At 32.1% G+C, this 20,967-nt stretch carries 18 protein-coding genes and 1 pseudogene; 3 read left to right on the top strand and 16 right to left on the bottom strand.

The window, feature by feature from the left end; all coding sequences use genetic code 11:
- Window positions 1-27: 27 nt before the first annotated feature.
- The 16 genes and pseudogenes from AC6I3O_RS16485 to AC6I3O_RS16560 form a co-directional block, all read right to left on the bottom strand.
- Window positions 28-327: pseudogene (locus tag AC6I3O_RS16485) on the bottom strand (IS66 family transposase); the annotation flags it as partial.
- A gap of 165 nt (window positions 328-492) precedes the next feature.
- Window positions 493-1,725: a hypothetical protein gene (locus AC6I3O_RS16490; RefSeq protein WP_497851841.1), complete on the bottom strand. Its 1,233-nt coding sequence runs from the start codon at window positions 1,723-1,725 to the stop codon at window positions 493-495.
- Between the two features lie 118 nt (window positions 1,726-1,843).
- Entirely contained in the window at window positions 1,844-3,622 is a 1,779-nt protein-coding gene (locus AC6I3O_RS16495) for a glycosyltransferase family 2 protein (protein ID WP_497851842.1), read from the bottom strand.
- A gap of 17 nt (window positions 3,623-3,639) precedes the next feature.
- On the bottom strand, window positions 3,640-5,430 hold the full coding sequence (locus AC6I3O_RS16500) for a glycosyltransferase family 2 protein (RefSeq protein WP_497851843.1): 1,791 nt from the start codon (window positions 5,428-5,430) through the stop codon (window positions 3,640-3,642).
- Window positions 5,431-5,475: 45 nt separating this feature from the next.
- Entirely contained in the window at window positions 5,476-6,642 is a 1,167-nt protein-coding gene (locus AC6I3O_RS16505; RefSeq protein WP_497851844.1) for a CDP-glycerol glycerophosphotransferase family protein, read from the bottom strand.
- A 13-nt stretch (window positions 6,643-6,655) separates the two neighbouring features.
- Window positions 6,656-7,045 (bottom strand): glycerol-3-phosphate cytidylyltransferase, encoded by a 390-nt coding sequence (tagD, locus tag AC6I3O_RS16510; protein WP_300697087.1) that lies wholly within the window; start codon window positions 7,043-7,045, stop codon window positions 6,656-6,658.
- A gap of 47 nt (window positions 7,046-7,092) precedes the next feature.
- Window positions 7,093-8,148, bottom strand: a complete 1,056-nt coding sequence (locus AC6I3O_RS16515) for an acyltransferase family protein (RefSeq protein ID WP_497851845.1) — start codon at window positions 8,146-8,148, stop codon at window positions 7,093-7,095.
- 1 nt (window position 8,149) lies between these two features.
- Window positions 8,150-8,590 carry a GtrA family protein gene (locus tag AC6I3O_RS16520; protein ID WP_497851846.1) on the bottom strand — a complete coding sequence of 147 codons (441 nt, stop codon included), beginning with the start codon at window positions 8,588-8,590 and terminating at the stop codon, window positions 8,150-8,152.
- Complete coding sequence (locus tag AC6I3O_RS16525; RefSeq protein ID WP_497851847.1) at window positions 8,577-9,545, bottom strand: glycosyltransferase family 2 protein; 969 nt, start codon at window positions 9,543-9,545, stop codon at window positions 8,577-8,579. Before AC6I3O_RS16525 ends, AC6I3O_RS16520 begins: the two co-directional genes overlap by 14 nt.
- 28 nt (window positions 9,546-9,573) lie before the next feature.
- Window positions 9,574-10,962: a glycosyltransferase family protein gene (locus AC6I3O_RS16530; protein WP_497851848.1), complete on the bottom strand. Its 1,389-nt coding sequence runs from the start codon at window positions 10,960-10,962 to the stop codon at window positions 9,574-9,576.
- Window positions 10,963-10,998: 36 nt separating this feature from the next.
- Complete coding sequence (locus AC6I3O_RS16535; RefSeq protein WP_497851849.1) at window positions 10,999-12,861, bottom strand: rhamnan synthesis F family protein; 1,863 nt, start codon at window positions 12,859-12,861, stop codon at window positions 10,999-11,001.
- A gap of 21 nt (window positions 12,862-12,882) precedes the next feature.
- Window positions 12,883-14,673, bottom strand: a complete 1,791-nt coding sequence (locus tag AC6I3O_RS16540; protein WP_497851850.1) for a rhamnan synthesis F family protein — start codon at window positions 14,671-14,673, stop codon at window positions 12,883-12,885.
- An 18-nt stretch (window positions 14,674-14,691) separates the two neighbouring features.
- A complete protein-coding gene (locus AC6I3O_RS16545) occupies window positions 14,692-15,543 on the bottom strand; it encodes an NAD-dependent epimerase/dehydratase family protein (protein ID WP_497851851.1) in 852 nt (283 codons plus the stop codon).
- Window positions 15,544-15,609: 66 nt separating this feature from the next.
- Complete coding sequence (locus AC6I3O_RS16550; RefSeq protein WP_497851852.1) at window positions 15,610-16,218, bottom strand: hypothetical protein; 609 nt, start codon at window positions 16,216-16,218, stop codon at window positions 15,610-15,612.
- An 11-nt stretch (window positions 16,219-16,229) separates the two neighbouring features.
- Complete coding sequence (locus AC6I3O_RS16555; RefSeq protein WP_497851853.1) at window positions 16,230-16,961, bottom strand: ABC transporter ATP-binding protein; 732 nt, start codon at window positions 16,959-16,961, stop codon at window positions 16,230-16,232.
- Between the two features lie 10 nt (window positions 16,962-16,971).
- Window positions 16,972-17,748 (bottom strand): ABC transporter permease, encoded by a 777-nt coding sequence (locus AC6I3O_RS16560; RefSeq protein WP_497851854.1) that lies wholly within the window; start codon window positions 17,746-17,748, stop codon window positions 16,972-16,974.
- Between the two features lie 440 nt (window positions 17,749-18,188).
- Here AC6I3O_RS16560 and AC6I3O_RS16565 point away from each other — a divergent pair, with 440 nt between their 5' ends.
- From AC6I3O_RS16565 to tnpC, 3 genes are all read left to right on the top strand, one after another.
- Window positions 18,189-18,563 (top strand): IS66 family insertion sequence element accessory protein TnpA, encoded by a 375-nt coding sequence (locus tag AC6I3O_RS16565; RefSeq protein ID WP_497850689.1) that lies wholly within the window; start codon window positions 18,189-18,191, stop codon window positions 18,561-18,563.
- Entirely contained in the window at window positions 18,553-18,915 is a 363-nt protein-coding gene (gene tnpB / locus AC6I3O_RS16570) for an IS66 family insertion sequence element accessory protein TnpB (protein ID WP_497850690.1), read from the top strand. The genes AC6I3O_RS16565 and tnpB overlap by 11 nt, the downstream gene beginning before the upstream one ends.
- Before the next feature lie 277 nt (window positions 18,916-19,192).
- Complete coding sequence (gene tnpC / locus AC6I3O_RS16575; protein WP_497850691.1) at window positions 19,193-20,809, top strand: IS66 family transposase; 1,617 nt, start codon at window positions 19,193-19,195, stop codon at window positions 20,807-20,809.
- Window positions 20,810-20,967 lie beyond the last annotated feature (158 nt).

Below are 20,967 nucleotides of genomic sequence, written 5' to 3' on the forward strand. Positions count from 1 at the left end.
TCACATTTTTTTCAAAATTTCGACATTTTTTTCAAAAATTTTTATTATTATATTTCCGTTTAGGATCGCCGTTTCTGTTATGCTGTATACGGTTGCGCTGGTTTCCACTCCTTTGATGCTCTTGGAAAACAGCCAGTTGCGGCGTCCTCCGCGAAGTTTTTTATTGCTCTCTCAGCGGCCGTATTGTCGATACTCAAATGCCCATTGTCTAAATATCTTCTTAAGTATTGCTTCGGGTTTAGCTGTGTACAAAACTGCTTTGCTTATTTTCAATGGCCTGTCTACTGCATCCTCCAGAAAATGCAGCCACTCAAACAAGGCATCTAGATTTCCTCAAACCACCGTCTTGCATAAATCCTGCATCCTGCTACGCCATTTCGATTCGGTAGATTTTTGTATGCCTAATATCGGTCATATGTAAAATGCTCTTCGCAACTTGTGGTTTATGGGCAGTTATTGTTTACTTCCTCCCACATCTAAACAAATCATCCATTAAGGTTCTTCTTCTAATAAAATTTCATTTATTATACTTTCAATTTCTTTTTCTGGTAGTGGCTCTTTCTTATAAGCATTCCAAGAAATATAACGATAAATACTATTGCCAGATTCTAAAATTTTACTCTTAATTTTCTTTTTTTCTAAATACTCGTCATCATCCCTTCCATATACTTCAATTATAATCTTTTTATTTGACTTTTCAAATTCAATAATACCATCTTCTAAATATTTGTCCTCATATGCTCCATACCCGTATTCAAATGGTTTATAAAAATATGCGCCTTTTTCTTTTAATCTATTTTCATTAAATATCTTACAAATAGCATTATACATCTCTACTTCATAAAGACTTTCGGAGAACAAACCAAAATCATTTACTAGTAGAAATCTCAAATCATGCATTGCATAAATATCCCTAAAACCAGACATTACAATATTTCTATTATGCATATTCTGTGTTGTATATGTTCTTTCATACTCAACAAGCGCTCTTTCTAACGCATCTCTATAGACAGGAACCATTACCCTCTCGTTATTTCTATTCCGTCTATTCGTTAATAATTTTACTATACTATCTTTTTCAGAAAACTCTGGAATTTCTTTTAACATCTCATATTCAAATCTACAATTATCTTTTATTCTATCTAAATCTGCAATACTTTTTTGATAATTATCAATTTTTGTTCTTTTTTCTGCCCAATATATTTTATCGCGCATTTTATCTGCATTTGGGTATAATTTATTATTTTCCCCCTTACTAAATGCTACATGCATAAAAGTAAGCATATTCATTTTTTTAATCATTGCAGATATTGTAATTCTATTTTGATGATACTCTGGATATTTTCTATCCCTGTTTCCATGCGGAAAATCTCTTATTATTACCTGTTCTCTGTCATTCCCATTATTTTCTTTTTTTATCGATTCTGCTAAATATACTTGAACATTTCCGGATTCTTCGTCTACTTCAAACCCTTTATTATATATAATTTTTCTTTTATATACTTTTGACTTAGGACACCAATCCTCATGTTCATTCTCATTACTTAATGGGTATATTGCCCAGGTATTTTTTCTTATCCCATACTCATTTTTACCATTACATCCACAAAAAAGCTTCAATTTTTCTTTTTGACAACGATCATTCAGTTCTTTTTTCTCCTCTTTCTTCAATGCGTTGGGATAAATTATTTCTCTATTACTCAATCTTATTTTAAACTGTGCCATTTAATTTTCATCTCCATTCATTCTAAATTACATTTGTGACAAATGCAAATAATCCCCTATCATCGCCATGTCTATATTCTGCATTTTTACAATTCCATCCATTTATAATATTTTAACCTTATTTACAATCCATCCTATTTCTTGAAAAATTCTTATTATAATATGGATCACCCGACTCTACTATTTTTTTCCACTTTTTTACAAAATAAGCACTCTCTTTATTGAGTCTCTCTATTTTATCTGAATTATTCTCTTTTCCTCGTGTCTTCGACTCATAATGGTACAATTCTGCATATGGATTATAAACTATCAGATACCCCTTCTCTCTAATCTTTAAACATAAATCAACATCATTGAAAGCTATAGCAAGCTTCTCATCAAATCCCCCCACTTCATCAAATATATGCTTTCTAACCATAATACAAGCTCCTGTGACCGCACTATAATTTTGTTGAGTAACAATTCTTGCAAAATACCCTGCCTGCTCCCTTGGTGTGTTTAAGAAAATATGTCCTGCTATTCCTCCTAATCCTACTACAACACCTGCATGTTGTATCGTATTGTCATAATAATATAACCTTGCCCCAACTGCTCCAACATCCTGCCTCATACAAAAAGCTACTAATTCTTCAATAGAACTTTTATTAATCATTTCCGTATCATTGTTTAAAAATAAAACAAATTCTCCTGTCGCGACACTTGTAGCATAATTATTTATCGCAGAATAATTAAATTTCCCCTTCCAATATAATACTACTATTTTTTCATCTTCTTTTTCTAATTCTTTGTAAAAATCAAAAGTATCTTTTTTTACACTATTATTTTCTACAATTATAATTTCTAATTCAGGATAATTTGAACACTTAATTGAATATAGGCATCTTTTTAAATCATTTATGTGGTCTCTATTAGGTATAATTATTGATACTCTTGGTTTTTCATATAAATTATATTTGGTTCGATAAACCCCTAAATATTTTGTCTGCTTAACACGTGCATTTTTTATTCCAATTCTTTCATAGTGTGCTCTTATCGCTTTAGCTCCGGCTTCAAACGCATAAATTTTACTTTCAGGTTTTTCTGCCGTTGATCCTTCATGTGTTCTCCAATGATATAAAACTTTTGGTATATGATAAATATCCTCACTGATCTCAGTGCATCTCAAAATAAAATCGTAATCCTGCGCACCATTAAATTCTGGATGAAATTTCCCTACTTGTTCTAAAATCGATTTACTAACAACAAGTAGATGACAAAAATAATTAGTAGAATTTAACAAGTCCTTATTAAAATCCGGTTTAAAATGGGGCTGAAAATATTTCTTTCCATTCATAGAGACTTTATCTTCATCTGTATAAATAATCTTTACATTTGGTTTCTCATTTATAACTTTTACACACTCATACAATGCATTTGGTGCGAGTAAATCATCATGGTCAAGAAATGCAACATAATCTCCAGTACATATCTCTATTGCCTTATTTGTATTTTCTGATATATTAAGTTCGGAAATATCATTTACAACTTTTATCCTTGTATCTTTTTGCAAATACTCTTTTAAGTTATCTTTCAAAGTAGATTTTTCGCCACTTCCATCTGACAAACATAATTCCCAATTTTGATATGTCTGTTTACAAACCGAATTTATCATACTTTGTAAATATATAAGAGGTGTTTTATATAATGGCACTACTATTGAAATTTGGGGCATATAAGGAAAAATTTTCTCTGATTGTTTTCTTTTTTCTTCTTCAGACAATATTGATTTCTTATATTTTACCTTATATCTTTTCTCTTCCAATTTAAAAGTTTTTTCTAGCCACAGCTTAATTACAAACTTAAATCCATATTTATGATAATATCTCAGAAATTTTTTTATCTTACAAAATTTTATCATATAAATGCTCCTCTCATCTAAACAACACGTATAGAAAAATCATTTTTTTCTAATGACAAATTAGGATTATAATAGGGATCTCCCATTTCTAACTCTTTTTTCCATTTTGCTTTAAAATATTCAACTTCTCCATGGAATCTTGATTGCTTTTCTTCAGTATCTTCCTTCCCTCTTGACTTTGATTCAAAATGATAAAGCTCTGCATAAGGTGTATATACAATCAATTTTCCTAGACTCCTAATCTTCATACATAAATCCACATCATTAAACGCAACTTTCAGATTTTCATCAAATCCGCCTATTTCATTAAATAACTCCTTAGACATCAGCAAACATGCTGCTGTTACAGCGCTATAATTTTGCTTACAGAAGATACGCGAAAAATACCCCTTTGCGTTATGTCTATATTCACGGAAAGCATGCCCTGCAATTCCTCCAAGTCCTAAGATAACTCCTGCATGTTGTATACTTCCATCTGGATAAAGCAGTTTAGCGCCTACTGCTCCTACTTCTTCTCTTACAGCATTAGATATCATCTCAGAAATACAATTTTTATTAATAATCTCTGTATCGTTATTAAGAAAAAGCAAATATTCTCCTATTGCATATTTTACACCAAAATTATTTAAAGCAGAATAATTAAATTCTTTATTCCCTTTCCATATTATTATCTTCACATTTTCATATTTTTCAGTCAGACTTTTATAATAATTGAATGTTTTTTTATCTACACTTCCATTTTCAATAATAATTATCTCAAAATTTGTATACTCAGAAACTTCGTATAACGATAAAACACAACGTTCTAAATCTTTTATATGATCCCTATTAGGAATCAATATGGATATTAGAGGGGGGGCCTTTAATGTATACTCTACCTTACATAAATTATAACCATCTACAAAACTCACTTTCCCCGCTACTTGACTACGTTCTAAATGCAATTTAACAACTTCTACTTTTTCATCAGCTAATATATGCTCATTTATCGAACTCTTTGGTACTTTCTTTTTTATATTTCTTTTATGATATAAAACCTTTGGTATATGATATATATTTTTACTTTTCTCTATACATTTTAAAATAAAATCATATTCATATTCTCTATAAAAATATTCAGAAAACATTCCTACTTGCTGCTGTATATCCTTTTTAACTACAAATAAATGATCTATATAATTCATGCTACGCAGGAGATCCAAATTAAAATCAGATTTAAAATGAGGGCAAAAAAATTTCTTTCCTTCTTTGTCAATTATATCTTCATCTGTATATATAATATCTGTTTTAGGATACTGGTTTATTATCTTTATACATTCATATAATGCATTATTTTCAAGTAAGTCTCCCTCGCCACTTAAAGCTATATAATCCCCTGTAGCAATTTTCAAAGCAGAATTTAAATTCTCTGCATCGGATAATTCCCTTTCAGATGTTACCAACTTAACTCTGTTGTCGTTTTTTGCGACATAAGAAAAAATATACTTTTCCGAATTATTACTTCCACTTCCATCAGATATACATAACTCCCAATTAAAATAAGTTTGTAGTTGTATAGATTTAATCATTTTTTTTATATATTTTTTTTCTGCACATCTCAATGGCAACAGAATACTGATAACCGGTTGTATTTGGAAGCTTAACATATTCTGCTTTTTTAATACTCTTTTTGTAAGAGTATGTTTTTTTCTCCACCAATTATAATCTTTCTCTTCTGCATGAATTATAACAAAAAAAATGTGTTGGACTAAACATAAAATACCGTTCTTTCGAATAAATTTGAACACCCATCGCATTTTATTTATCATATCTATTTCATTCCTTTTATTCGATAATCTGTATAAATATTAAACCTATTTTTTCACCACACCTTTAACTACACGTCCTATATCTCTAAGCGGTTTTGTCCATTTCCAAGAATTTGAAGCTTTAATCTCCGATAATTGTTGATTAGTATCATGTAATTTTTTGTATGTTTCTTTCAATTGAGTTTCAATATCTAATATTCGTGCATCAAAACCTTCTATTATTCTTCCTGCACTAGAATAGAAATCTTTACATATAAATTCAATTTTTAATTTTCCATAAGGTTTACTTTCTAATAAAATAGTGATTTGAGGATCAAAACCATAAAAATAAATACAATTATCTATTTCATATCCTCTAACAATTTTATATTTCATTTTTACATTATTTATTTTTATTGATAAACACTTTAATATAAATCTCCCAACATCATCTGGATCAAATCGTATCGCTTTTACATTATCAGGGATATCAAGTTCTAACGTAATTAAATCCTCTTCATCTTTTAATTTAAAAATATTTACTATCTTAGTTTCTTCACTAAATCCATTTCCAGTATCAAAAAAAACTTCTGTTTTAATATTTTTTACATATTGTGATAGCGGTGAACTCTGATCAAAAAAATATCGTCCCATCGCTTTAGATGAATCTTCTATTCCTTTTTTATCAGTTTGTAAAATTTCTGTAAATAATCGTCTTGAAGAGTTTCCATCTTTATATTTATGAAAAAATTTCATATTATTTTCACGTTCTTTTTTATAGTAATCTTCACCTTCAAATATGTCATCAAGCGTTTTTAATAACATACTTTGTGTTTTAACAATCGTTCCTGGCATTAATAATGTTGGGTCATCTACAATAAATCCTCTATCATTTTTATATTTTTCTAAATCAGGGCAAGAAAAAATTATTGGTTTATTTAATAGCATAAAATCAACGTAAACCGACGAATAATCTGTAATTAATACATTAAATGCATTCATTATATGATAAATTGTCAAATAATTTTTATTAAGCATATATGAATCTAAGAAAATCATGCGGGACGGAAGCTTAAAATTCCCTAATAATACATACATTTTTTCATCCTTGATTACCCAAAATGTTTTAAAATCTGAATTTTCTACGACATATTCCCATAAAGCTCTTGAATTATCAGAGAAATCTGGTGCAGATTCAAATACCATTAATTTCTTATTAACAGATTTACCCATAAAAGTATCCTCCTTAAAATATTTTAAGTTCCTTTTTTATTTTAGTTGTCGAAATTTCTGGTGTTCTATTAAGATATACAACCTCACATAATTCTTTTAATTTATCAAACTTTCCTCTCCAATCATCTCCTATGACAAATATATCTATATGATATAATTTTATATCATTTGCTTTTTGTTCCCATGATTCTTCCGGAATTACTAAATCAACATATCTAATTGCTTCTAATAATCGTTTTCTCTCTTCATAAGAAAAATAACATTTTTTTTCCTTAATTTGATTAAACTCATTTGTTGAAAGTCCAACAATAAGATAATCTCCCATTTTTCTAGCTCTTTCTAATAAATTGATATGTCCATAATGAATTAAATCAAATGTACCGTACGTAATAACTCTTTTCACTAAATTTTTCCCTCCCAATTACACAACTTCAAAGTTCATTTTCCATTCTATAAAGTTTTCTTTTTTCTTTGTATTTCTTCCATATAAAAATAACAAATTTTTTTAATTATTTTGTCATGGACATTGTATAAAAGCCAAGCGAAGAATGCAACTACAACACATACTACAATAAATAAAATATAACTATATAAGACAGATATTTCCATTAGATTAAATGTTTTCATCATTCTCTCAATAACCACATGATGTACTAAAAATGTTGCATATGAATATTTACTTATCACTCCACAAACTTTCTTTATCACCACTCTTTCTAAATAATAAGAAAAATATACTAACAATAAGAATGAAAAAATACCAACATAAGTAGTTTGAATATCTTGTGACCAATTGGGTTTCAATAGACCATTTGTAACTAAAATCAATAGGGAAAGAAAAGCAACTTTACCATTAACCCTTTTTCTAAATCTTATATAATACATACCAAAACAAATTTCAGGTAATCTTGTTAATATAACTGTTCCTCTATCAAAATTAAAATTAAACCCAAAAATCATCCATAAATAAACTGCTATTACGCCAATAACTGTTGCATATGAATAATTAATAATTAATTTTCTGAGGATAGGAAATATAAGATACATTATTATAATGACTCCAAGAAACCATTCGCCTAAAATATAAAACATTGGAATATTTCTTACCAACAATCCATCTAATCCTAAACATGAAAAAATAATGTTAATTTTAGGTACATCAACTGCAGATGAAGGAATTCGTTTATCACTATAAAATAAATACAAAAAGGCAAAACTATAGGCAATCCAAAACATAGGATATATAGACAAAAAACGCTTCCTATAAAATTCTTTCCAATTACATTTATCTTCATATATATACATCAAAGCAGCTCCAGAAATAATAAAAAAAAGAGAAACTCCCCAGTTACCGATATATATGTTAGAAACTGTTGTCGTTACAATTGCTTTCTCTGGCATTGGCGGGGATAAATATAAATATCGAGCATTAAAATGTGTCATTACAATTGAAATTGTCGCAATAGCTCGGATAAAATCTAAATAAAACAATCTTTCTTTTTTCACTTTATTTCTTCCTCTCACTACTATATGTTTCATTTTCCATAACATTTTTATTTCTAAAAACAAAAACATTCTGTCCTACATAATTTATTATCATAAATATTATCATTCCTATTACCATTGCACAATTATCCTGTATATTTTTTTCTTGATTATACAAAATATATCTGATAAATGGTCTGGCAATACCATATGAAATAAAATAGCATAAGCCAATATTTAAAATAAATCTTATCACTTCTTTCCAAGATTTATTTTTACTTCCAAACGTATAGTATTTATTCAAAAAATAACTTAATATACTTCCAAAAAAATAATTTGCAGCTGAAGAAATCCAATAACTTAAATGCAGAAGATTATACGCAAGAAACATAATAGCAGTTCCAAAAACTGTATTTGCAATGCCTACTATAATAAATCTTATAAAGACTTTATTTATCTTCATTATATATATCTCCTACTTTTTCAGATATAATATACCGTGGTCTCGCCTTTACTTCTAAATATATTTTACCAATATACTCACCCAAAACCCCCAACGAAATCAATTGAATACCTCCTATAAAACACATAATACTTACAATACTACTCCACCCACTAACCGTATGTCCCATCAGATTAACTATAACTGACCAAATCACTCCTATCAAACTCATAACAGAAACCAATAATCCAAAACTTGTAATAATTCTAATTGGCTTCACACTCATACTTGTTATACCATCAAACGCTAATGATAACATCTTTGATAATGGGTAGTGGCTATCTCCTGCCAATCTTTCCTGTCTTTTATAATATACACTCGTACTCTTAAAACCTACTAATGGAAACATTCCCCTTAAAAAAATATTAACCTCTTTAAAATTCTTAAATTCTTGTAATACTTTACTTGATACTAATCTATAATCTGCATGATTATAGACTACCTCTGCCCCCATAAAGCTCATCAACTTATAGAATCCTTCTGCCGAAGTACGTTTAAACCAAGTATCTGTTTCTCGTTTATTCCGCACCCCATAAACAATTTCACAACCATCCAAATATTCCTTAATCATTTGGTTCATAGCATTAACATCATCTTGTCCGTCACAATCAATGGAAATCGTCACATCACACTTATCCATTGCTTCCATTAATCCTGCCAACACTGCGTTCTGATGTCCCCTATTCCGACTTTGAGATATTCCTATATAATGAGAATCTAACTTCGTTAATCTATTTATAATATCCCATGTACTATCTTTACTACCATCATTCACAAACATAATTTTACTATCTTTATTAATTATATTTTCTTGTATAAGTTCTTTTATCTTATTTAAAAAAATATCACATGTAATTGGTAATACATCCTGTTCATTATAACATGGAATAACAATATAAAGTATCGGTAATTCCATAATTATTCCTCCTTTCAAATAAAACTCATTAGCCTCCATTAATAGCAGGAATGAAACAAAATGAATATACATACATTAGCATTCCTATTTCACTAATTATCATAAATCCTGAAATAACTATTGCATACAAATTATTGAATTTCTTAATATACCACTCATATCCGCTCCCTAACAAAATTCCTAATGCCACAATCATAGGATAACAATATCTTCCTTGAGGCTCATAATCTACTGCATAACTATAATATATACTCAAACAAATTGGTATACAAAAGGCAATCCCCAAACTCAAATAGAATAATAAAAGATACTTATAACTTTTAAATACTGTTTTATCTTTTCTTCTAATCCATCGATATACCTGTCCACATAATCCAATCACTAAAACACTCAGTACAATTTTATATATATTATAAATTCTTTCTGATAAAAAAATCCTCATATAACCAAATGCACCTATAAAACTTTTGTAAGTTAATTCTGACCAGGTATAAGCAGTCCACTGCTTTGATCGAAGCATTTCTCCAACTGACATTCCAGTATTTGCAGCAATATTACGCTTCGATGGCTTAAGCCAATCTAATGCATATTTTTCAGAGGATTCTGTCAAAGATGCCATTCCCAAAAAATCTCCGTCATATAAAATTGCATTTCTAATAAAAAATCCTGATATTGCAATCAGTGTTATTACAGAGATAAATAAACCATATTTTAGCATCATGTCATAATCCTTGCTATCATCTGTTCGCAAAATATAACTAAAAACAAAAAGTATAATACTACATAAGATCCATCCATAAGAATTGTAATAAGACAATGCACAAATTATAATTCCTATTGATAAAGTAAATGAATTCTTATAGCACCACCCATCTTGTAACCCGCAAATCCAAGAATAACATATAATAGCAGAACCACCGATACAAATAATATCATTATTAACATAGCTTGATAAATAAACAAATTGAGGTATCATAGAAATAAATATGGTAATTACCCACGTTGTTTTGCTTGAAAAAATTCTTTTACAGCATTTTAAAAAAAACAAAACTGAAATCGCTCCAAATAAAACACTTGTAAATCTTGCCGCAACAAGTAACGTAAAATCTCCATCCGAAAAAATACTAGCAAATTTCATGAAAATAGCACTAAGAATAGGGCCTAACATATTGGGATAGTAAGCATAACTAAATCCCCACATATCATTTCTTAATATTTCTAAATCCCCATTTGGAAGTGCTCCATATTGATATATATATTGAGGGATCTGATACCGCATAAGTTCATCCGGTGCTGTATCATACTCCGCACTAATGCTCCATAAAAAAAAGATGCAACCACAAAAAATAATATATCCTATTTCTATTAATTTTTCATATTTTATAAATAATATTTCCACTTTACGTATTGAACTCATATAAAACAACCTCATTCAAATTGACCACGTATACTTTTATTCTCTATACCTTTTTAATTTATGCCACATATCTTTCCCTAATTGATAGAATGAGAACGGCAATCTCTTTTTTAACTGATTTTTCAATTTTCTCTTCCAATTAAGTGGTACAACACCGTTATCATTCTCTATTATTTCTGCAAGATCCTGTATAAGTCCAGGACACCATCTTTTGAATACCGCTTTATTTGTTTCTCGAACCATATAATCCATATTAGTAAAGTCAATCTCACAATAATCATTACAAAAGAGCCATCCCGAATAGTAACCTATACTTTGTGCTAAAAAAGGGATTGAACATGCCATAGTTGAAACAGACAAATATTCTTTAGATTTTAAATGGATATCGCTGATTTCTAATGAACATATTTTTTTTAAAACGGGCATACGAATCCAACATGCCCCTGCAAAAGGCGCTATCGGAATCTTTTCAACAGACAAATTATAACTACAATTCGATAAACTCAATATCTTTTTCACGTCGTCCGACTTTTCTTGCCATTCTTTTTCTATTTCCTCATAGTAAATTCCATGAATTGGCTTAAAGGGACTAAGCACACCTAAGCGTGGCTCATTTTCAAAAGTCTGAATAATATTCTGCACATATGCTTTTGATGCTAAAATACTTTTCAAATTTTTTTCTCTCCAACTTGAGATATTAGACAACGCTAGCCCTTGCCCAGTCCCACTTGCATTAACTAAACAAATTAATTCATTCTCCTTTATCCATTCTTCTGGTATCTTTCTAATTGCATCATCCCAAGTTAACCAGGATGAATCCAAATATATATGAATTTCATATTGATAAAAGGCAAGCTCAAATTTCTCAAGTCTTTCTTTTATTTCAGCAGCAGTACATATAAAATATATTTTTGAATCCTTGGGAAGACTATTTATATACTGCAAATGATAAGGAATCTGCTTTTCATCATTAAAATAAAAAATAGCTGTAACTTTAGCTGTCTCTCCTTTTACATCTGCATTTTTAGCAGACAAAAAATAATTTAAATGTAATGCCTTATTAATATCGGTCATATTTTCTAACCGAAGTATATTATCCCAAATTAAATTCACATCATACCCTAGATAATCTTTAATATAGCGATAAGCTAATTGATATGACTCACCACAAGTATTGGTAAACAAATCAATATAATCATGAAAAAATATTCTTCTTTTCACTATTGGACATCTTTTTTCCTCAATTAATTCTCTCGCATAATACATGACCGGACAAACGGATCTTTCTTCCATGTCTTCAGTGTCTATATATGTGGTCCAATTATATCCTTTATCTTCAAAAGTCTTAGTGAACACCGCCTCAAAATTCACAATTGAGTCTGTATACTTTACAGGAAGTGACAAGTTTTTCCAATATGTTTGAAAATCATCAGAAATAAATAGCTTATGCCGTAAAACCAAAAAATATGATTGAATATGTCTGGGAAGATATCCAAAGGGTATACATCCAAATGGATCAGGAGTAACTTTTCCATGACAAGTTATTCCCCAAAAATCAACATCTATCTTTTCCATTGTAGAAAACATTTCACTAAATGGATAAAGTGGTCCAAAAAAAGTATAATTCATCAATATAATTTCATCATATTTTGACAATTCTTCATAACCAATATATGCGATTCCTTCTTTATATCCACCTACATCCATGCCTATGTTGTCACGTATCAACACTTCATTAGCAACAGTTTCAAATTTTTTCTTTCCACATTCATTCAGGAATCCATTACAAACCACCAATATATTTTCCACATGCTTTTTTATCTCTTTCAGCAAAAAAATATTATATTCATCTACAATACCATCTCTGTCATAAAACAAATAAACTGCGCATCTTCTCATTTCAATTTCCCGCTTTCCCTTTTAATCAGGTATTTCCTTCCTTATTGCTTCAACCAACGCTAAATGTGACATCCTTCCATATTTCTTCATCAATGGCTTTTTAATTGTCTCTATCATAAAATCTAGATTTGTTAGTTCTATTTCCGCAAATCTACTAGATAAGACATTTGAAGAATAATACCCTCTATTCTGTGCCACAAATGGATAGATTCTCTCAACTGCATAAGAAATACATCCATTAATAGGTAAAGGTTCCTGCGGAAAATCTTCGTATTTCCAATCATATGCAAACAAGTCTTTCAAGGCATCTGTCCTAAACCAAAAGTATGAGCCAATTGGTGCAATGGGTTCTTTTTCAGGATCTATATCAACATTTAACCTCAATGTTTCTGCTAATTTTTTTGTATTTTGAAAGTTAGGTCCCCATTCTAGTGCTCCACGAGTTGGATAATATACAGAATGACACGGCGGGGGTGGTGTCAAAATTCCTAATCTTGGATTATCTTCAAATGTAGTAAGTATGTTTTCCACATATTGCTTGCTTCCAAGAAGATTCTCGAGACACATGTATCCCCATGATTCGCCAACTGATCCTGGTTTAATTTGTGTAACCTTCTTATCATGTAAATAACAGATTATATCATATTTATCAATTATGCCTTTACATCCAACTAATAATGCACTCACATCACGTCCTCGATTTTTTACGACGCGTACCATAACATTCCGTACATTCAATGTACGGAATGCTTTCTTAATAAATATTTTCTTTTCTCGAGATGGTACTGTTACATATACATCTGTATCAGATGGCATATTTTGGATATACTTCAACATATAATCTGACATTTCTGTATAATATATATGCAAAATCAATGCAATTTTATCTTTTTTCTTTCTATATTTATCTATGTGTGTCACAGGCAAGATGTAATTTAAATGCATACGTTTTTTTAAATCAGAAATATTTTGTAATCGAAGCAAATTTGCCCAAATCATATCTACATCATAATCAATATGTTCTTCAATATATTCTAGTATATCTTTGGCTGCTTCTCCTGCTGAACGTTCTAAGCTGTCTCTATACTCATGAAAAAAAGAGCGTCGCTTTAATACAGGACAATATTTTTCTTTAATTAAATATAATGGAAAATCTCGTAATATATCATAAGTATACCCATCTAACTCTGGTGCCTCTAAATATGTTGAGTAATAAAATCCTGCTTCTTCCATTTTTTTAGTAAATACCGCTTCATAATATCCAATTGCTTCATAATAATTCCGAATTTTCGATAAGTTTTCAAAAAATTTCCAAAACACAACTGATTGATGTAAACTTTTTCTAAAGACCATAAAATACGATTGAATATGTTTTGGAATATAACCATATTCAATCGTACCAAATGGATCAAATGGCGCTCCTGAAAATAAGGACATACCCCAAAAATCAATATCTTTCTCATCCATAGTATTAAACATGTTGACAAAAGGGTAGAAAGGTCCAAATACTGTAGCATTGCAAATCACAACTTCGTCATAATCTCCCAAAAACTTTTGACCATGCAATTGTAGTCCTAATTTATAAGCAGTAACGTCAAATCCTTTATTTTCTCTTTCTATATATTCATCTGAAAGTTCTGTTAAAATTTTTTCCCCTTCTCGATTTATATTCCCATTACATATCACTAGCAACCGGTTGAGATTTTTTTTTAATTCTTTTAAAAAATATATGACATAATCATCTACTATCCCTTCTTTATCAAAAAAAACAAAAATGCCATATCTTTTTACCAGATTAGAATTAATTTTCATAACTTCCTCTTTCTTCGATTACAAATTATTCAAAATTGTATCATTCAAAATTTTTTTAATTTTTGTATTATCTCCCCAAACAGCCGGCGAGTCATATTCTCTATCCGGAAATTTACCATATTCTAATTCAATATTTAATTGATTTATTTTAATAAATTTCTCCACTTGTTCTGCTAAACTTACTGCTTTTCCACTACAGCAATTTATAATTCCACCTACTTTTTCTTGCATTAATACAGCAACAATTTGTTTTGCCAACTCATCGACATGAATAAAATCATACTTATTCTTTCCAGTAGTAAACGGAAATTTCTTTTCTCCTGCTTCTGCTGCACGGATTAATTTACCAAAAATAGAATTGCTCCTTTCATCATCTCCATAAATGTAATAAGCTCGAATCCATTGAAGCAAAAGATTTCGTTGCTCTGCCATTAACATTAAACTTCTTCGAAGGGCATCTTTTGCAATACCATAATAACTCAGCGGATTACAAGGTGTATCATCTTTTATCATCCCTTCATGATAGCCCACCTCATGCATACTCCCCATTACAACAATCTGTTTAAGCCCACCTGAAACCATATTTTGAATAAACCTATAATGCTCTGAAAGATCTCCCATATGAGCAATAGAATTATGATTAAACCCATCCTTCCAAGCCATATGCAAACAAACATCTGGGCTCCCCAATCTTTCATATACTGATTCATCGCTCGAAAAGATATCTTCTTTATATATCTTAACCGCAGGATCTATTTTATTAAAACATACATCTACCGCGCTAACATCAGCCCCTATTTCTATGAGCTTTTTTATAACATGTTGTCCAATATAACCACCTGCACCGGTTATTAATACCTTTTTTCCCATAATCTACAACTCTCCATTCTAAAATATCTAGTTTCTAGTTAATAGTTTATACTTTAATTAAAATAATTATTTAAATAACTTATATAATATTTTCAAAAAAATAGCTATATACACCAAAAATATAATCACTACTCCGAAAGTTTCAAAATCAAACCTATGTGAAAATGTTCTAACAACTAATGAATATCTCTCTATCTCTTCTCCACCTAAAATAAAAGCTTTATTACTTTTTAAATCTTCCGCAAAATAAAATGACACCCCATTTATTGGATCTGAACCATTTTCTTCAAATGTAATTTTATATTTTTTCCCTTTACAATTTTCAATTCGATCAAACTTAATTTTATTAAATTTATTATTCTTAATCTCAATCCCTTCAACAACTCCTTCTGCAACTCGAATTTTAGTAGTTTCCTCTTCTATAATATAAGAAATACTTACATTCTCCACATTACCAACAGAAGAACATTTCACCTGAATCCCATCTAAGAATGCCTCCTCGCAAACAAAACTCTGACTTAATTTTGTATTTTGCAAAATACCTGTATTCACATATTCACTCGTATCTATATCTTGATTATATAAAAAAGTCATATTATCTACATGAGCATACAAAAATGCAAATGCGACTGCAAAAATAATACCTACGCTCCATTTTATAACCTTTTTCATCATCTATTCCTCTTCTATGAATTTCTATATTTTTGACATACTTCTTGAGTTCTCCCATACATTTTAAGGTGTCCTTGTTCTAGCCAAACTATTTTAGTACATATTTTTTCTACTTGAGGCAAACTATGCGATACAAAAAGTATAGTTGTGCCATGATCTCTCATATTTTGAATACGCGCCTCACATTTTTCTTGAAATCGGAAATCCCCTACCGACAGAACCTCATCAACAATCAAGATATCTGGTATTCCAATAGTTGCGATGGAAAAAGCCAACCTCGATATCATTCCTGATGAAAAATTCTTTACAGGAACATTCATAAAATTATCCAATTCAGAAAAATCAACTATATCATTATAATACTCTTCCATTTGTACTCTATTATACCCCAAAAGAGCCCCATTTAGAAAAACATTCTCTCTTGCTGTCAAATCCATGTCAAAACCTGCCCCTAATTCGATTAGCGGGGCAACTGTACCTTTTACAGTAACATTTCCTTCTGTTGGTTTTAATACTCCAGCTATCGTTTTCAGCATAGTACTCTTTCCACTGCCATTTAACCCGATTAACCCTAGGGAATCACCTTTTTGAACCCCAAATGACACATCTCTTAAAGCCCAAAATTCATCATATGAAACTTGCTTCTTTATACTCTTAATAATATATTCTTTAAAACTATCAAATTTTTCCGATGACAAATTAAATTTAATCGAAACATGATCTACACTTATTATGTTATTATCCATTAGTCAACTCCTATATTTCCAAAATGAACTCATCCTGACATTTATAGAAAATGTAAAGACCAATTATTAGCATTACCAACGCTTCTGTACTACCCGTAAGAAAGGATGTAAACGAAATACCTTTCCCATTTAACATTGAATCTCTAAACATTTGCAACATATTTGTTAGCGGATTCATCAGTACTATTGTTTTAATCTTGTCTGGTAACATAGACATAGGATATATTACTGGCATTAAATACATCAATCCTGTTGTAAAGACAGAATACAAGTGTATAACATCCCGAAATTTCACGGCTAAAGCAGACAACAAAAGACCTACTCCTAACGAAAATATTACTAAAATCATAAGTGGAATAACTGACAAAACCACACTCCACTTCAATTCAACCCTCGTTGCAATCATTACTAAAATAAGTGCCGTAAATGATGCCATTAAATTAATAAAACTTGAAAGCACACGAGAAATAACAAACAAGTATTTAGGAACATATACCTTTTTAATTAAAGATGCACTTCCTATTATAGATGACATTGCACTTGTAGTTGAATCATTAAAAAAGTTAAATACTACTTGTCCACTTAATACATATAAAGGAAAATTTTCAATATCAAATTTAAACAAATTTGAAAAAACAATTGATAAAATAACCATCATGCATAGTGGATTCAATAATGTCCATAATACTCCTAAGACCGAACGCCGATATTTAATTTTTATATCCCTTGCTACTAACTCTACCAAAAGCGGCTGAAATTTAAGAAAATTCTGAATATATCGTGACACTACTGAACCTCCTCAATCCTTGAATGCCCCAAATAAGCTCCTCTGCTACAAACAAGAAAAAATTTCTTTCTTCATTCTCAATAAATATCCGTATATATGAGTATACTTCATCTTTCTTCCTTTTTCAAGTTAATTCGTATTTGCAATAAATATTTTAGCTAATAACATAGCTTTAATGAAAGAAAAATATTCAATAGCTGACGTTATTCCACATGCATAAGTAAACTTTCCTTACGAAGCTGTAGCTATCTTTCTATCATCCCCCTAGTATATCCACATCTGACTTCAGAAATTCAATTATAGTAGAGCAGATAGATTGTAAACGGTAGATAGCGAGTACCTCGACTAAAGGCACAAAATATGTGACAATAGACATATTTCTATTATGAGTATCAAAAGTTAAGCCTTAACTTTTGATACCGGTATATGGAGGTAAGTCTATGAATTCAAAAACAACAACAATAGCTGAACACTATCGTCTTCAACAGTGGGCTGCACAGATCAAAGATTGCCAGAATCGTCCGGAAGGAATGCGCATTACAGAGTGGTGTATCCAGAATGGTATTACAAAAGGTAATTATTATTATCGGCTCCGCCGCGTAAGGGAAGCTTATCTGAATGGTCTTTCGAAAGAAAATGGCTTACAGGACATTGTACCAGTAGATGCACAATTCCTGTGCCAGACCCGGACGGCTCCGGATGTCCTTTTTCAAGGATTGGATATTTCACTGGCAGGATGTTCGATTCATGTGGCTGAAACCACTTCCATGAAGCTTCTGTCAGCAGTCCTGGAGGTGATCCGGAATGCTGAATGATGCGACCTGCTTTCAGGCGGTCTATATCGTATGCGGATATACAGATCTCCGATCAGGAATAGACCGTTTGGCGGCTATCCTTGAAACCCAGACGGGTAATAAACCATATTTACCGGACACTCTTTACCTTTTCTGCGGAAGACGTGCTGACCGTATCAAGGGACTGGTATGGGAAGGTGACGGCTGGCTCCTGCTATATAAAAGACTGGCAGAAAGCAGGTTCCAATGGCCGCGCAGCGCGGAAGAAGTAAAGTCATTGACACAGCAGCAGTTCCGCTGGTTAATGGAAGGCCTTACGATCACACCCAAGAAATCCGTAAAAGCAGTAAGACCGCCGGAATATATGGGGTAAGATTGTGCAAAACAGAGATTTTACACGCCTTATTTCAGACAGTAAAGAAAGGATATATGGCTGCTGGAAGCTTGCTCCAGCATACTCCTTAGGGCGGCCATCCGGACTGGAACTGCTCCAGACGGCTTTTAAGGGAACCCTTCAGATACCGTCTCCGTATCCGCTTCTGAGGGGTTCTTACGTATCGGCATTTTGACGGGAAATGCAGAAACCGGAATTCGCCAAAACCTCCAAAGTTTGATATAATGAAAATATAGAAAATGAGGGAGGGAAACATATGGCACCGGAGTACACAGAAGAAAAACTGGAAAACATGGATAAGGAGACGATCATCCAGTTATTTCTCTCCCAACAGAATCAACTGAGAAATATAGATAAAAATCTTCAATTGGTTTTGGAGCAGCTTGCGGATTCCAAAAGGCAGCGTTTTGGCAGGTCTTCTGAAAAGCATGAAGTGGAGAACCAGATCTCATTTATGGAGGTAGATGGAAAGGTTGTATTCTTTAATGAGGCGGAAGCGGTTGCCGGGGAAAGTGCCGGGAGCACTGGTTCTGATGAGATTCCACGTAAAAAAATACAGAAGAAAAAGGGAAAACGGGAGCAGGATTTAGAAGGGCTTCCAGTTGTGGTTGTTGAGCATACAATGACAGCGGAAGAACTTGCAGATACCTTTGGCGAATCCGGATGGAAACAGCTCCCCGATGAAGTGTACCGCAGATACCGTTTTACCCCGGCCAAAATAGAAGTCGAAGAGCACCATGTGGCCGTATATGCAGGGAAAAACGAGGATAAGATCATCAAAGCAGGGCATCCCGGGTATCTCTTGAAGGGGAGCCTTGTTTCCCCATCCCTGGAAGCTGCGGTGATGAATGCCAAATATGTGAATGCGCTGCCCCTGTACCGTCAGGAAAAAGAGTTTGAACGTTATGGCATCGCGATCTCCAGACAGGATATGGCGTACTGGACGGTTCAGTGTGCAGAGCGGTATCTGGCAATACTCTATGATTACCTCCATAAAAAGCTTTATGATTATCATGTACTGCAGGCAGATGAGACTCCTGTGGCCGTAAACAAGGACGGACGCCCTGCAGGGAGCAAGAGTTATATGTGGGTATACCGCACAAGCCAGATGTACAGCGGCAGGCAGATCGTCCTGTATGAATACCAAAAAACGCGGAATGCAAGCCATCCCCGGGAATTCCTGAAAGATTTCAACGGTATATGTGTTACCGATGGATACCAGGTCTACCACACAGTGGAAAAAGAACGTGAGGACCTGAGGGTTGCCGGATGCTGGTCACATGCACGGCGCAGGTATGACGAAGCTGTAAAGGCGCTGCCCAAATCGAGGCAGAAAGACAGCCGGGCATATCTGGCACTGACCATGATCCAGGCCATCTACCGGGAAGAGAAGCAATTAAAAGACCTCCCGGCAAAAGATCGAAAAGACCGCCGCCAGTTGAGCGTGAGACCTCTGGTGGAGGCTTATTTCACATGGGTACGTGAAAATCTTTTAAAAGTGCCGCAAAAAAGCAAGACCTGGGAAGGATTCCAGTATTCCATCAACCAGGAGAAATACCTGAAAGTATTTCTGGACGATGGCGAAGTACCGATGGATAATAACGCTGCGGAGCAATCCATTCGGGGATTCTGCATAGGAAAGAAGAACTGGGTGATGATAGACACCATAGCCGGTGCAAAATCCAGTGCCATAATATACAGTATTGCAGAAACAGCAAAAGCAAACAGCCTAAAGCCATATGACTATTTTGAATATCTACTGACAGAGATACCCAAACATATGGATGACACAGATCTAAGCTTCTGTGAAGACCTACTCCCCTGGTCGCCAAATCTTCCAGAAAGATGTCGGAAACAGACACAAACAAAATGAAATAATTATGAGAGAATACTCTGTTTGCTTTTAGAAGTATTCTCTCATATTTTTTGGCGGAATTCTAGGTACGTGTTATCTACCGTTTACGATAGATTAGCGCTATATGTTTTTAACAAGAAAAGGATGATTCACTTTTACTGAATCATCCTTTTCTC

It is taken from the genome of Sporofaciens sp. St.21A7 (assembly GCF_059728535.1).